Annotated in this window: 12 protein-coding genes; 6 read left to right on the top strand and 6 right to left on the bottom strand. The window is 69.5% G+C overall.

The features are described from left to right. Nucleotides 1-75: 75 nt before the first annotated feature. The 3 genes from STRCI_RS03620 to STRCI_RS03610 form a co-directional block, all read right to left on the bottom strand. On the bottom strand, nt 76-1,431 hold the full coding sequence (locus tag STRCI_RS03620) for a transposase (protein WP_269657353.1): 1,356 nt from the start codon (nt 1,429-1,431) through the stop codon (nt 76-78). A 398-nt stretch (nt 1,432-1,829) separates the two neighbouring features. Further along, on the bottom strand, nt 1,830-2,516 hold the full coding sequence (locus STRCI_RS03615) for an SDR family oxidoreductase (protein ID WP_269657352.1): 687 nt from the start codon (nt 2,514-2,516) through the stop codon (nt 1,830-1,832). Further along, entirely contained in the window at nt 2,513-3,166 is a 654-nt protein-coding gene (locus STRCI_RS03610) for a hemerythrin domain-containing protein (protein WP_269657351.1), read from the bottom strand. The genes STRCI_RS03615 and STRCI_RS03610 overlap by 4 nt, the downstream gene beginning before the upstream one ends. Nucleotides 3,167-3,276: 110 nt before the next feature. On the opposite strand from STRCI_RS03610, the gene STRCI_RS03605 reads away from it, so the two are divergent. Both STRCI_RS03605 and STRCI_RS03595 read left to right on the top strand, forming a co-directional pair. Next, the gene (locus STRCI_RS03605; protein ID WP_269657350.1) at nt 3,277-3,918 is read left to right on the top strand and encodes a TetR/AcrR family transcriptional regulator; all 642 of its coding nucleotides are present in this window, start codon (nt 3,277-3,279) and stop codon (nt 3,916-3,918) included. A gap of 681 nt (nt 3,919-4,599) precedes the next feature. Beyond that, complete coding sequence (locus STRCI_RS03595; RefSeq protein ID WP_269664479.1) at nt 4,600-5,088, top strand: GNAT family N-acetyltransferase; 489 nt, start codon at nt 4,600-4,602, stop codon at nt 5,086-5,088. 182 nt (nt 5,089-5,270) lie between these two features. On the opposite strand, the gene STRCI_RS03590 is transcribed toward STRCI_RS03595, so the two are convergent. Then, a complete protein-coding gene (locus STRCI_RS03590; protein ID WP_418953304.1) occupies nt 5,271-5,726 on the bottom strand; it encodes a S26 family signal peptidase in 456 nt (151 codons plus the stop codon). A gap of 488 nt (nt 5,727-6,214) precedes the next feature. Here STRCI_RS03590 and STRCI_RS03585 point away from each other — a divergent pair, with 488 nt between their 5' ends. Further along, nucleotides 6,215-7,996 carry a serine/threonine-protein kinase gene (locus STRCI_RS03585; RefSeq protein ID WP_269657348.1) on the top strand — a complete coding sequence of 594 codons (1,782 nt, stop codon included), beginning with the start codon at nt 6,215-6,217 and terminating at the stop codon, nt 7,994-7,996. Nucleotides 7,997-8,184: 188 nt separating this feature from the next. Here STRCI_RS03585 and STRCI_RS03580 read toward each other — a convergent pair whose 3' ends face one another. Then, on the bottom strand, nt 8,185-9,003 hold the full coding sequence (locus STRCI_RS03580) for an isocitrate lyase/PEP mutase family protein (protein WP_269657347.1): 819 nt from the start codon (nt 9,001-9,003) through the stop codon (nt 8,185-8,187). 138 nt (nt 9,004-9,141) lie between these two features. Beyond that, a complete protein-coding gene (locus STRCI_RS03575) occupies nt 9,142-9,954 on the bottom strand; it encodes a class I SAM-dependent methyltransferase (RefSeq protein ID WP_269657346.1) in 813 nt (270 codons plus the stop codon). A gap of 222 nt (nt 9,955-10,176) precedes the next feature. Here STRCI_RS03575 and STRCI_RS03570 point away from each other — a divergent pair, with 222 nt between their 5' ends. The 3 genes from STRCI_RS03570 to STRCI_RS03560 all read left to right on the top strand — a co-directional run bounded on the left by STRCI_RS03570 (nt 10,177) and on the right by STRCI_RS03560 (nt 13,948). Continuing rightward, the gene (locus STRCI_RS03570) at nt 10,177-11,373 is read left to right on the top strand and encodes a serine hydrolase domain-containing protein (protein WP_269657345.1); all 1,197 of its coding nucleotides are present in this window, start codon (nt 10,177-10,179) and stop codon (nt 11,371-11,373) included. Between the two features lie 34 nt (nt 11,374-11,407). Further along, nucleotides 11,408-12,610, top strand: coding sequence for an alpha/beta hydrolase family protein (locus STRCI_RS03565; RefSeq protein ID WP_269657344.1), 1,203 nt, complete (start codon nt 11,408-11,410; stop codon nt 12,608-12,610). Nucleotides 12,611-12,712: 102 nt separating this feature from the next. Then, entirely contained in the window at nt 12,713-13,948 is a 1,236-nt protein-coding gene (locus STRCI_RS03560; RefSeq protein ID WP_269657343.1) for a serine hydrolase domain-containing protein, read from the top strand. Nucleotides 13,949-13,959: the final 11 nt, after the last annotated feature.

Here is a 13,959-nt window from a genome sequence, read left to right as displayed (position 1 = left end):
GCAGAACACGCCTCACCCGCTATCTTGCACCCACTCGTAAGCTTGACTCCGTCAGGGATCTTGGAGGTGCCTAGGTCAGGTTCCCGGGGTTCGCCAGGACTTCGGTCGGGTTATCTCGCGCTGGTCGAGGTAGTTCTGGAAGGCAGTCGGCCGACGGGCCGTGGGTGCTTCTTGGGTCGGTGGCAGTGCGCTGAGGCGCTCGATGTTGACGGATCTTGCCGTCAGGACGTGCTGGATGTGGGCCCTTCTCTGGCCTCGGTAGCGGCAGCGTCGCATGCCGTGTCCAACGGCGAACTCGTTGACGGTCCCCTCCACTCCGGAGCGAACCGCGTAGCGGGTCCTCCACTCAGGCGTCTGTTGCTCGGCGCGGAGACGGACTTCCAGGTCGCGGAGTTCTCGTGGAGGAAAGCCCACGGTGCGGGTGCTTTCGCGGGAGGTGGTGCACTGTGTGCGGGCCGGGCAGGGCCGACACTGACTCTTGGCGAACCTGGCCGCGATCAGCGGGGCTGCGGTGAGTGAGGAGGTCGGGTAAGGGCCGTGCCAACTCTGGCTGACCTGGCCCTGGAGGCAGGTGAGCTGCTGCCGGTCGTGTTCGATGTGGAAGTCGTCCCGGGCGAAGCCCTCGTTGTGGCGTTGTTGGCGGGTGGGGTTGCTTCGCAGTGGCCCTGAGACGGTGACCCGGTGTTCACGGGTGGCTTGTTCCAGGTGGGGCAGGGTGGTGTAGCCGGCGTCGACCAAGTGCTCGGCGGGCAGGAGCCCGCGGCGTGACAGGCGGGCGTGGATGCCGGGCAGGACCTGGCTGTCGTGGGTGGTGGCCGCGGTGGTGGCCACGTCCGTGATCACGTCAGGGCCGTCAGGAGCGCAGGTCTCGGTCAGATGAGCGGCGAATCCCTTCCAGCTGATGATGTGTCCGTGCCGTGCGTAGCGGGCCGAGGGGTCGTAGGGAGGGACGATCGCCCAGGACGAGGACGGCAGCCCAGGCCCGCCTTCAGTCTCGGCGGTGCGCCAGCGCAGGTGCCCTGCGGCGTTGCGGGGGTAGTTCTGCACCATGATCTGCCGCAGGGCCTGGATGCGAGGGCCGGACGTGTGGTCTGCCCCGCGCCGGTAGAGGTGTTCCAGGAGCCGGACGGCGTCGTTTCCGGTGTCAAGGGGGCCTGGTCTTGGGCTTGGTGGGGTTCTTGCCCCGGCGGACCGGTCGGCCGTAGCGGCGCCCCCAGTCCGCGTCGACCAGTTCCTCCAGCAGGTCAGATCCCGCCGCGGCCAGGACATGCGTGGAGTCTGTGCGCTGCGTGGTGCGTTCCCGTACTGGGCCGCCTCCTTGAGGCGGCCCAGTACGAGGTCGGGGAGGCAGTCGGCGCGGTCGCCTTCGGTGAGATCGTCTCGGACGTCGGCCAGCACGTGGTGGAAGCCGGGGTCGTCCAGCATGGCCATGGCGTGCTTGAATTCGATGCGGCAGCGGACCGCCTCGGCGGCCTGCCGGTCCGACAGACTGAGCAGGAACTGCAGGACACAGACGGTGCCAGTTGAGCAGGCGAGAGACCCGGACGCCCATCACACGGGTACCCGTCGGCGAAGTCCTTGTCGCACACAGTCCATCCAGCCGGTCGCGCACCCATATCGCCGTCGTGCCACCCGGGTTACTCGCCCGCGCGACCTGCACGGTCAGAGGCGGGACATGCTCATCGGAACGCGGGCGCAGGGACAATGGGCACCGCGACAACTGCATCGCTCGTCGGAACTACCCGAGCACGCCCGTTGACCATGCTGCCGCACTGCGAAACTCCAAGATCCCCGACAGGATCAAGCTCAGTTGCCAATGGTGTTGTGGGTCAGGTGGCCAGCAGGCCGCCGTCGATGTACAGGTCGTGGGCGTTGATGCCGGTGTTGCGGAGCAGGAAATCGGTGGCGTCGGCGATCTCGGCCATCGTCACCAGTCGTCCGATCGGTGTCTGGGCCGAATGCGGTGGGTTGGGAACGTCGCGCCATTTGGGGCTGTCGCCGATCAGGCCCGGATGCAGGGCGTTGACGCGGTGCGGAGCCATCTCCACCGCGAGGGTCTTCACCAGGCCGGTGATTCCGGCGTTGAAGGTGGTGACGACGGTCGAGCCTGGATACGGGCGTTCCTTGGCGAGCCCGCCGAAAAGAACGACGGAAGCGCCTGGGCTCAACCTGTCGCGCAGCACACGGACGGTCTCGGCGTAGCCGACGAGCTTCATGGTCACGGCCGTCACGGCATCAGTGATGTTGAACTGCGCCAGGGTGTTCGCGGCCTGCCCGACCGCGGTGATGACAAGATTGTCGACCTCGGCCACGTCGGCCAACGAGGCGCTGATCGTTTCGGGTTGGGCAAGGTCGAGGGCAAGCCCCCGGACGCCGACGCCGATCCCGGCGGCAATGGTCTCGGCCCGTGCCTTGTCCCTGCTGGTGATGATGACGTCGTCACCGCGGTCCGCGAAGTACTGGGCGATCACTCCGCCCAGGCCGCCGCTGCCGCCGACGATGAGTGTGCTGGTCACGCGATGACCGTCCTTACGTTGTCGGTTGTGTGAAGGCTGTTCAGGGTGGCTTTGGCCTGCTCACGCATGGCCGGCACGATGGGAAGAACGGCTTGAGGCAGGTTCGCTGTGACCAGGGCGAGCTCGGTGGGAGTGCCCACCTGTTCGAAGAAGCCAAGGTTGAGGTGGGTCCCTACGGGCGGGGCCGAGGCGATCACCGCGCGGGAGAATTCGGCCCAGGCTTCATCTGACATATGCGCTGCCAACGCGGGAAACAGCACCGGTTCCTCGTGCTCAAGGTGCTGGTGCACCAGGTCGCGCACACTGGCTGCCGCGGCGGCCACCGCTGCCCGGTCCGCATCGTCCTGCACGGGAGCGACGGCGAGCGCGTCCAATGCCGCGTCAAGCGCATCGTGTTCTGTGCTGAGTTCGCTCAGCGCGGCGCCGGCCACCGGGTCGGCGGCGATCAACTGCGGCCAGAGCACATCGTCTTCGCTTTCGTGGTGGTGCCGCAGCGCCGCCACCAGGAAGTCACGCAGTTCGGCCAGTGCGGCCGACGGGGCGTTGTCGCGCTGTGCGGCGTCGGCCAGCAGGGACGTCGCGGCCCGGTGCATCTTGTGCAGCAGCCGCGTCTCGACGATCCCCGCGGACTCCGGCGGATTCGTGCTCACAGCAGGCTCCAATCTCAATGACCCTTAATATCCACTTGGATATTAAGGGTACCAGCGGTCAGCGAGGACCCCGGTGGCCGGCACTACAGTGATCGGATGAAGGAGTCGCCATGAACGGCCAGGAAGCGTCCGAGAAGCCACTGCGCACGCGCCGACGGGACCCGGAGGGACACCGAGCAGCCATTCTGGAGGCGGCCCGTCACACCTTCGCCGAGCGTGGTTACGCCCGCACGACCCTCCGCGAAATCGCGCGCCGAGCCGGTGTCACCCACGGACTGATCACGCGTCAGTTCCAGTCCAAAGAGCGGCTCTTCCTCGCGGCTGTGCCCGGTAACAGCGACCTGGAACGGGTAGTTGCCGGAGACCCGGCGACACTGCCCGACCGGATCGCCCACGCCTTCGTCCAGCGGATGGAGACCGACGCCGTCAACGACCCACTCGTCACCCTGGTGCGCAGTGCCGCGTCCGACGAGCGTGCAGCCGCTCACCTCCTGGTCGCGATGCAGGAGCGCAGTGCCGCTGCGTACCGGTCCGTGCTCTCCCCCAACGCACCGGCAGCGCTCGGCGATGACTTGGACACCCGCGTAGCACTCGTGGGGTCACACATGATCGGAGTGGTCTTCAGCCGGTACATCGCACGAACCGAGCCACTTGCCTCGATGCCACCCGAGCAGCTCACCGAACACCTCACCCGGATACTGCGGCACATCCTCTTCGATGATGCCCCCGCACCTCGGAATCCGCCCCAGTGAACAGGGGCTTCGTCCACCCGGAGGTCCGCGTCGGGGACTACGAGGGCATCGCCCTCTGCAGGCGCGCTGCATCACTTGGAGGAAGAAAACACATACGCCCACCCGGCCGGGACAATCCTTGCGCGCCATCACATGCGATCAACGTTCCGTTACCAGCGCCCAGAGGGCCACTGGGACATCCCAGGCGACCGGGCCCGGGGAAGGCGACCAGCCAGCAACAGGCGCGGTACACCCGTGGCGCTACCAGCGTCATCGATCACATCGACGAAGACGACCGCTTCAGCGTCCACCTGCTGAAGGGGTCCGGCTTTAGCTGTCTCGACACGCTGACCATCCACCACCACCCTTACAAGCCATCTCGTTTGGCGGAGTAGGCTGCCGACCGTGGTGGAGATCGTTGAGCGGCTGGTGCCAGACGAGTCGGGAGCTGTTCCAGCGAGTGGTTCACGAGGCCCCGACTCGACCTCAAGGCGGCGGCCGACGTCGGCAGGGTGACCGCGAGGTGCTGGCCGCGATCGTGTTCCTGTCGACGTCGGGCTGCACATGGCAACATCTCACCGCCGCTTCACCGAATGGACCCGTGCCAGGGTGTGGGCCAAGCTGCACCGTTTGGTCCTCGACGACCTCGGCTCACGCCGACCCGCCGCACGGCGGCACGCCCCGGTGCGAAATACTCTCCTGATGAGTTCACGCACTTCCCCGATCAGCCAGCCGATCACGATACGGAGGGCCGTTGCGCGGGATGCCAAACGGCTCACTCGGCTCGTGCGTGGCTCAGGTGCCTACGCGGGTAAGTACGCGGCTGCAGTCGCGGGCTACCGAGTCGGGCCTGATTACATCGAGGCCCACCGCGCCTTTGCGGCCGTCGGCGCCGACGAGCAGGGAGGCCGGGTTCTGGGGTTCTACTCGCTCGTCCTCGCTCCACCGGAGCTCGACCTGCTGTTCGTCGCCGACGAAGCGCAAGGACGGGGGATTGGACGGCTGCTCGTCGCGCACATGCAATCCGAGGCCCGTGCCGCCGGGCTCGACCGTGTCAAGGTCGTGTCGCATCTTCCCGCCGAGGGCTTCTACCACCGCGCGGGTGCAGTGCGGATCGGGACCGCGCTCGCGAACCCGCCCGCCGTGCCGTGGGACCGTCCCGAATTCGAGTTTCGCATTTCTTCGGAATGACGCGGTTTTGCCGGTTTGCGGTGTCGATTCCCCGCAGGGCGACGTCACCAAGTGGAGTGCTGTCCAGTTCTCCTCGTAGCGTGTGGCACAGGAATTCCACCATGCCGCACTCGTAACGAAGCCACTCGTGGGCGAGAGCCCACCGGGAAGGACGTCACGGGCTCTGGATCCCAACGCTTACGTCAGGGGTTCACTGTGTTTCGTTCGCGCCTGCCGGCATGGCGGCGGGTGATGGTGACGGCGAGGGCTGCGACTACGCCCACGGCGGTCGTTGCCACGCCCGCCCACACCCACGGGTGGCTGGGGGCGGGGACATTTGCCGGGTCCACCGCGATGCCGACGACTGCGGACCGGGGGACGGTGATCTCCGTGGGAGGGGTGAAATAGGGGCCGCTGTCGAACAGGTACGGCTCGCGCAAGATCTTGCTGTTGATACTCACCCTGCCGGGCTCATCGATGACGACGTGATCGCCGCCGACGCCTGTCACCCGCATCATGAAGGTGCTGTCGGCGCCCCACTCGCGGGCGGAGAACAGAACCACGTCACCGCGCCGGACGCGGCCCCGTCCACGGACCCCACCGCGACGTCGCTGTCTTCGGGATATGTCGGTTCCATCGCCCCGCTGTCCGCTCGCCATGTGCGGTAACCCGTAGCCTCACCCCCGGACACCAACAGGCTCACGGTTGCGAGGACCACGCCAACCGCTGCGACCGCCAGTGCCGCTACCACTCCGTCAGCAGGTCATCCACGCGGGTCTCGTTGGGGCAGAGGTGGTCGGTGATCTCGCCCTCCAGGCCGACTCCAGCAGCCGCTCGGCCAACTGCTGCAGCAGACCACCCTCGCCGGTCAGCTGCAGGCCCTCGGTCTGGGCCCGGCCCGCCCAGGCGCGCACGACGCGGTGGGAGCGCCGTTCGGTCGGTTTGTCTGTGACTCCTCTGCCGGGGCCGGATTTTGCGACTTCACGCGCGCACCTGCCGGGACTGTCACCGGGTGGGCGTACGAAGCGGGCGGCTGAGGTTGAGTAGTTTCCGCAGATTGCCTTATACGAGGCGCGGAGGCGCGGGATGATCCGGGGGAGGTTGGGCCGGGGTGATCCTGGCGCGGGGGAATGAGGGGGCGTGGGCGGTGCGGGACCAGCTGTTGGGGGGCCGTTACCGGCTCGTGGAGCCGCTCGGCGAAGGCGGTATGGGGACGGTGTGGGAGGCCCGGGACGAGAAGCTGGACCGGCCCGTCGCGGTCAAGCTCATTTCCTTGCTCTCCGGCGGTGGCAGCCATGCCACCGAAGCCCGCGCCCGCTTCTTGCGCGAGGCGCGGCTCACTGCCCGGCTGCAGCATCCCCACATCGTGACCCTGCACGATGTGGGAGAGGCGGTCGTCGAGGGACAGGCGACGCCCTTTCTCGTCATGGAACTGCTGCGCGGCCAGGGCCTGGACGTCCTGCTGCGCCGCGGCGACGTCACCCCGAGGGACACAGCGCGGTGGGGCTCTCAGGTGGCCGGCGCGCTGGCCGAGGCACACGGAGCGGGGGTCATGCACCGGGACGTCAAGCCCTCGAACATCATGGTCACCGCCTCCGGCGACGTGAAGGTCCTGGACTTCGGCATCGCGCGGGCGGCAGACCCGTACGCCACCGCGGACCGGCTGACGCAGACCGGCTTCATCGTCGGCACCCCGGCTTACATGGCCCCCGAGCAGGCCCGTGGCCGCCCCGAACCCCGCAGCGACCTTTACGCCTTGGGCTGCGTGATCTTCGAACTTCTCACGGGCCGACGGCCCTTCGAGGCGCCTGACACCATGGGCTACCTCAGCGCCCACCTCACCGACGACCCACCCGCGCCCGGCTCCCTCGTTCCAGGCGTGTCGGCCGACTGGGACGGGCTGGTTCTGCGGCTCCTGGAGAAGGATCCCGACCGGCGGCACGCCAGCGCTGTGGAACTCGAAGCGGTCCTGCGGCAACTGGCCCGCCCTGCGCCGATCGCCTCCGCGAGCGCATCGACCGAGCGGCGTCAGGCCGACCTGTCGACCGTCCGAGCCACGACCCACGGGCCGGGCGGGGCCGACCTCGACGCGCGCCTGACCGCGACCGTCACCACGGCCGCGACGCTGACCTGCCTGCCGCTTCTGGTGTACCTGCTCTCCCAGATCGCCGCCTACCTCTCGGACAGCAGCGCGCCGACCGGGCTGCTTGTCGCGAACCTGCTGCTGGGCGTGCCCGAGGCGGCCGCCCTCGGGATCGGCGTGGGGCTGCTGCTGCGCCGCAGGCAGGCCGGCCGTCGCACGATCGCGGTGGCGGGCGTCGCGACCGCGCTGCACGGGCTGAGCGCCAGCCTCCAGTACCTGGTGGCGGACGGGCCCCACACCATCGCATTGATCGCCTACGTCGTCGGCCCGGTGATGGCCGTGGCAGCGGCGACGGCAGCAGTCGCGGCCAGCCGCCCGTCCACGGCCCGGTGGTGCCGCGACATGCAGGTGGTGCCGGAGCCGCTCGTCCGGGCGGGGACCGTCGCACCCGCCCTGCTCACCCTGTTCGCAGCGCCCGTCATCCCCGTCTCCGCCAGCCGGGCCGTCGACGCGGGTGTGGCGACGAACACGGCGCAGACGCTACTGACGGTGCTCTTCTCCGTCTTCACACCGGTGCTCGCGATCGGCATGGCCCTGGTCTTCGTCCGGAATCCGGTCGGCCGCGTGCTCGTCGCCGCGGGCGGGCTCGGCCTCGCCCTCGTAGCACTGAACGGTCCGCTGTACGCAAACGCCCTCGGCTTCGCGTTCCGCATCATGCTGTTCCTGCTGGCGATCACGGCTGTCGTTACCACGCTCCGCGCCGCCCTTCCGCCCCGCGCCGGCCGTCCACGCAGTGCCCTGCGACGACGCTTCCGATCCGTTACGGGCCCGCGGTCACCAAGGTAGGTTTCAGGCTGCGAGTTGGGCATTTCTCTTGCAGGCGTGGGGTGTTGAGGCTGAGCCTGTCCGGGTGGAGACTTTACCGACGCTGCCGACAGCGAAGGGGCGCGGTCCGAGGCATCAGGGGCCAAGGCTCCGGCTTGCATTCGCTCGAACGACTCAACCTCAGCGGCCCTTCCGGCGTGTGGCTACGGTCAACGTGGTGTGGAGAAAAGGCCGTTGATCTCGGGGAAGGGGATGGCGTCGGCAAGCGTGTGGTAGCTACCGGTCCCGTACAGCTGTTGCGCCGCGTGGCGGGCAGCGGTGTAGGCGCTCTGGGCGACACCCGCGCCGAGGCTGACGCGGGCGACGCCGAGGGCGCCCAGTTCGGCGACGTCCGGTGCTTCGGGGCCGGCCATGATGTTCAGCGGTACGGAGATGCCCGCCGAGAGTTCTGCGATGGTGGCGGGGTCGGTGACGCCAGGGACGAAGATGCCCTCGGCACCGGCGTCCACGTACCCGCGCGCCCGCTCCAGGGTGTCCTTCAGCCGGGTGGCAGGATCGCCGAGGCCGAACAGGTACGTGTCGGTGCGGGCGTTGAGGAAGAGGGGCACGCCCGCTCGTTCGGCCGCAGCCCGGGCCGCTGTCAGCCGTGCCCTGAGTTCGGCCGGAGGCCGGGTGCCGTCCTCGATGTTGACGCCGACGGCACCTGCTTCCAGCACCCGCGTGACGGTCTCGGCGACGCCGGCCGCGTCCTGTCCGTACCCGCCCTCGATGTCGGCGGTGACCGGTACGTCGACCACCGTGACGATACGGGCGATCAGTTCCACCACCTGGTCGGCAGAGAGGTTTTCCCCGTCGGGGTGACCGTGCGCCCAGGAGATCCCGGAGCTGGTGGTGGCGATTGCGGGTGCCCCTGCGGCCTCGATGACACGGGCACTGGCTACGTCCCAGGCGTTGGCGAGCGCGAGCGGGCTCGCGGAGCTGTGGAGGGAGCGGAAGAGCAGAGCCCTGTCCCTGTGCGCTGTGGTCATGGCGTCAGCCAACCAGCGACCCAAGTCCCCCGTCTGGCAGGAATCCGACACCAACGTCACCCGGTCCGTCCCGTTTGTCGCAGGACGTGTCTGTTGTGGTCGTGGCGCTGGTCTTGAGGCGGGCCACGAGACAGGGTTTCAGGGGCGGCGCCCCCAGGCCATGAGCAGGCCCGGACCGAGTTCGGCCAGCCGGGGCGAGGAGAGATAGCCGAGGGCCTCCTCGACGGTGGCCGCGTCCACCCGGCCGGTCGCCGTCAGCTCGGGGCGCATCCGCTGCCAGGTCTGGGACCAGAACCGGGCCAGTGGGCTGTCGGGGAGCAGGGGCGGGCAGTACAGCTCCGCGGCTACGTCCGCCAGGCCCTCCTCGCGCAGGTGGTGCGGGTAGGCCGGTACGCCGGTGATGTCGGTGCCGATCGTCGTGCGCAGGGCCTCCCACATGGCGTCCATGGTTTGGCGGTAGGCGGAGGACGTGCTGTGGCCGTCGGGCAGCTCCGCGGCGTCGCCGAGCAGGATTCGGCCGCCCGGGTTCAGCATGCCCGCCAGCCGTGACACCAGGCGGCGCCGTTCGCGCAGGTGCATCAGCACGAACCGGGCGTGGATCAGGTCGAAACCGCCCAGGTCGAGGGTCTCGTCGGTGACGTCCGCGGTCACCACCCGCAGACGGGGCTCGGCCGCTGCCGCCAGCGCGCCGGTGTCCCGGTCCACAGCGACCACCTCCGCGACGCCCGCCTCGCGCAGCAGCCAGCGCGCCACCGTGCCGGTCCCGGCCCCCACCTCCAGGCAGCGCAGGCCAGGTCCGGCGCCCAGGGCCCGGAGCCGGTGCGTGGTGACGGGGTCGTAGACCACCGCGGCATCGTCGATCCGCTCCGCCTCGCGCGGGTGCCCCGAGTCGAACAGGTCCTGCCCGTAGTGGCCGTGACCGGCGTCAGCGCGGGGGTCCGTCGGTTCCATGATCCGACGCTAGAGCCGTCGTCGGCGCGCGGCCATCGCAGAAGTGGTCGGCACCCGGCCGCAGGGACCCGCCGCCGGGCACGCGACGGCCGCTCCAGCGACCCTGCGTGGCTCCGATCGAGTGGACTCGCCTGATCAGGGGCTGGAGCGGGTCCTTGGCCAGGTACCCGAATAGGGATCGCTCTCCTCACTCACCCCTTGATCCGGAAGAGGTGCCCCGTCGTGCGCCGAACCCCCTCCCGCCGCCTGTGGGCCGCGGCCCTGCTCGTGGCGTCCGTGCTCACCCCCCTGGCGGTGCCACCCGCCGCAGCCGTCACCGCGAGCGTCGACCGGCACGACGCGGACGACTGCCCCTCGCACGGTCTCGGGCCCGAGCTCACCGCCAAGCTGGACAAGGCCATCGAGGACGTCCGCCGACAGGCGAACATCCCCGGCATCGTCGCCGGGCTGTGGATGCCGGGCAAGGGACGCTACGTCCGCGCGACCGGCGTCGCCGACACCGCGAGCGGCCGGCCGATGACCGACGACATGTTCGTGCGGATCGGCAGCGAGACCAAGACCTTCACCGTCACCGCGCTGCTCAAGCTCGTCGACGACGGCCGGATCGGCCTGGACGACCCGATCGCGAAGTACGTCAAGGGCGTGCCGAAGGGCCACAAGATCACCCTGCGGCACCTCGCCGAGATGCGCAGCGGTCTGTTCCCCTACAGCTCCGACCCCGGCTTCGTGCACGATCTGCTCAGCGACCCGAGCCGCACGTTCACCCCCCGGCAGCTGCTGGCCTACGGCTTCAAGCACAAGAACACCTTCGCCCCGGGGAAGCAGTTCGAGTACAACAACAGCAACCTCATCCTCCTCGGCCTGGTCATCGAGAAGGTCACCGGTCAGCGGCTCGCCGACGTCATCGACCGGCGGGTGCTCCGCCCGGCGCACCTGCGCCACACCCTGTTCCCGGACAACTCCGAGATCCCCCGGCCCCATCCGCAGGGCTACACCAACCAGACCCTGAGCGGCGAGGTAGCCGACGCCACCCACTGGAACCCCAGTTGGGCCTGGGCGGCCGGAGCCATGATCTCCGACCTGGAGGATCTGCGGCGCTGGGCGAAGATCGTCGCCACCGGCACCCTGCTGAGCCCGCAGACCCAGGCCCAGCGTCTGAAGATGCTGCCGACGGGCTTCCCCGGCACCAGCTACGGCCTGGGCATCTTCGAGAGCGGCGGATGGATCGGCCACAACGGCTCCATCCCGGGCTACGAGACCGTGACCGTCTACCTGCCCTCGAAGAAGGCCACGCTGGTGCTGATGCTGAACACGGACATCACCTACCAGGGCCAGGAGCCGTCCTCCCTGGTCGCCCGCGCGATCACCGAGATCGTCACGCCGGACAACGTGTACGACCGCCCGGTTCCGCCTCGGTAGACAAGCCCCTGTCCGCAACGCTCCGGAGGCCCTCATGCGGCTGTTCGACGACGCGCTGTTCCAGATGTTCGCCGAGCGCGCCCTGATGACGATGACCGGCGGCGGCGCGGAGTGGGGCGAGTGCGCGCTGACCGCCCGGCGCATCACCGAGGGCGACGCCGACAGCTGGTTCGAGCAGTGGACGGCGACCGCGGCGACGGTGCGCGGCTGGGCGGAGGAGAGCGCCGGCTCCGGCCGCCCTGTCAGCGCCCGCGAGGCGTACCTGAGGGCCTCCACGTACTTCCGCATCGCCTACTACCCGCTGTACGGCGCGCCCGTGGACCCCAGGCTGACCGACGCGGCGAAGCGGGAGCGGGACTGCTTCGCCCGCTTCGCCGAGCTGTGCGATCCGCCGCTCCAGCCGGTCAGGGTGCCCTACGAGGGGACGTACCTGGACGGCTATCTGTGCCCCGCGCGGGGACCGGAGGCGGAGCGGGGACCCCGCCCGACCGTCGTCGCGGTCAACGGCTACGACTCCAACGTGCACGAGATGTACTGGGCCCACGCCCGCCCGGCGACTCGGCGTGGTTACCACTGTCTGCTGGTGGACGGCCCGGGCCAGGGACTGGCCTTGGTCGGACAGGGCCTGACGATGCGTCCGGACTGGGAGAACGTCCTGCGTCCGGTGATCGACCACGCGGTGACGCTGCCCGGCGTCGACGCCGGCCGGCTGGCCGTGATCGGCTGGAGCTTCGGCGGCTTCCTCGCCCCGCGCGGGGTGAGTGGGGACTCGCGGGTGGCCGCCCTGGTCGCCGACCCGGGACAGTGGGACCAGATGGAGAACCTGCGCAGAATCCTGCCGCTGCCCCAGGACCTGAAGGACCGTCTCCCCGACGTGGCGCCCTCGGAGTTGGATCCCCACCTCACGCCGCTGGCCCAATCCCCGGACCTGCACTGGCGGTTGGTCCAGCGCGGGCTGTGGGTGCACGGACTGAAGAGCCTCGGCGAGTACGTCCTGGAGATGGACCGCTTCCGCCTCTCCGACGTCGTCGCGAACATCTCCTGCCCCACCCTCATCGCCCTCAACTCCGACGAACCGGGCGCCGCCCAGGCCGAGACGCTGTACGAGGCACTGGACTGCCCCAAGACCCTCGTGCGGTTCTCCGCCGCGGACGGCACGCCCGGGCACTGCGAGGGCTGGAACCGCTCGCGCTACAGCCAGCGGGTCTTCGACTGGCTGGACGACGTGCTGTCCTGACGTACAGTCAATAGGCCTACGGTAAAAGCCTGATGGGTGATCTTTGCGCGAGTCGGCAGCGCCCGGTCCGCCGCGCGGGGGCTCCCGGCGAATACTCCGGCCATGAGACGAGCCCGTACCCCTTCGCGGTCGCGCGTTGTCGCGGTCACCGCACTCACCGCCCTCCTCGCCCTCGGCACCCCGGTCACGGCCGTGGGCAGTGCGACGGGCGACGGCGGCCGCCACGGCCGGCCCTGTGTCGCCTCCCGGCTGCCCGGCCACGGACCGGCACGCGATGTCCTGCGGATCGCCCAGCGCGCCAAGGCGGAACTGGGCCTGAAGTCCGTGATCCTGCGGGTGAGCGTCGACGGGCACGACGTCGTCACCACCGCGCTCGGCGAGTCGATGACCGGGGTACCGGCCGAGCCCGCCATGCACTTCCGGAACGGCAACATCGCCATCAGCTATCTGGGCACGGCGCTGCTGCGACTGGTCGACCAGGGCAAGGTCGGCCTGGACGACCCCGTCGGCCGCTGGCTGCCGGGCCTGAAGGACGGCGACAGGATCACCCTGCGGATGCTCGCCGCCTCCACGACCGGACTCCGTGACTACGTCACCACGCCCGGCTTCCCCGAGGACGTCGCCGCGAACCCGTTCCGGCAGTGGACGGCCAAGGAGCTCGTGTCCATCTCGACCCGCCAGGAGCGGTGGTACGCGCCGGGCACCAACTGGAGCTACTCCCACGCCAACTTCGTCCTGCTCGGCGCGGCCCTGGAGAAGATCACCCGGACCAGGCTGGACGTCCTGCTGCAGCGCGAGATCATGGGCCCGCTCGGTCTGCGCGAGACCCGTAACAGCTTCACGCCGGACATCCCGACGCCGGTCCTGCACGCCTTCACGGCCGTCCGCGGGACGTACGAGGAGTCCACCTTCTGGAACCCGTCGTGGACCACGGCGCCCGGCGCGGTGCAGACCACCGACATCTGCGACCTGGCCCGCTCGGCCGCCGCGATCGGCTCGGGCGAGCTGATCTCCCCGTCCGCCTACGAGGAGTTGCTGAACCCGGGGACGGTGGGCCTCGGCCACGCGACCGCCACGTGCCCGGCCAAGGTCTGCATCGCCCAGACCGAGAAGATCCACTACGGCATGGGCGTGCTCGTTCTCGGCGACTGGATCGCGCAGCACCCGCTCTTCTTCGGCTACTCCGCGTCCATGGCCTACCTCCCCTCCGAGCGCCTGTCGATCGCGGTCTCCACCACGGAGGGCCCCGACGCCGAGGACGGTCACACGGCGCACACGATCGCCCAGCGCATCGCCGCCGCGCTCGCTCCGGAGCACCCGATCCCCGACTTCGGCTGACGTTCGGTCGG

It is taken from the genome of Streptomyces cinnabarinus (genome assembly GCF_027270315.1).
Classification (GTDB): domain Bacteria; phylum Actinomycetota; class Actinomycetes; order Streptomycetales; family Streptomycetaceae; genus Streptomyces; species Streptomyces cinnabarinus.
The sequence above is the reverse complement of the archived record's forward strand: the minus strand, read 5'-3'. Positions and strand labels throughout refer to the sequence as shown.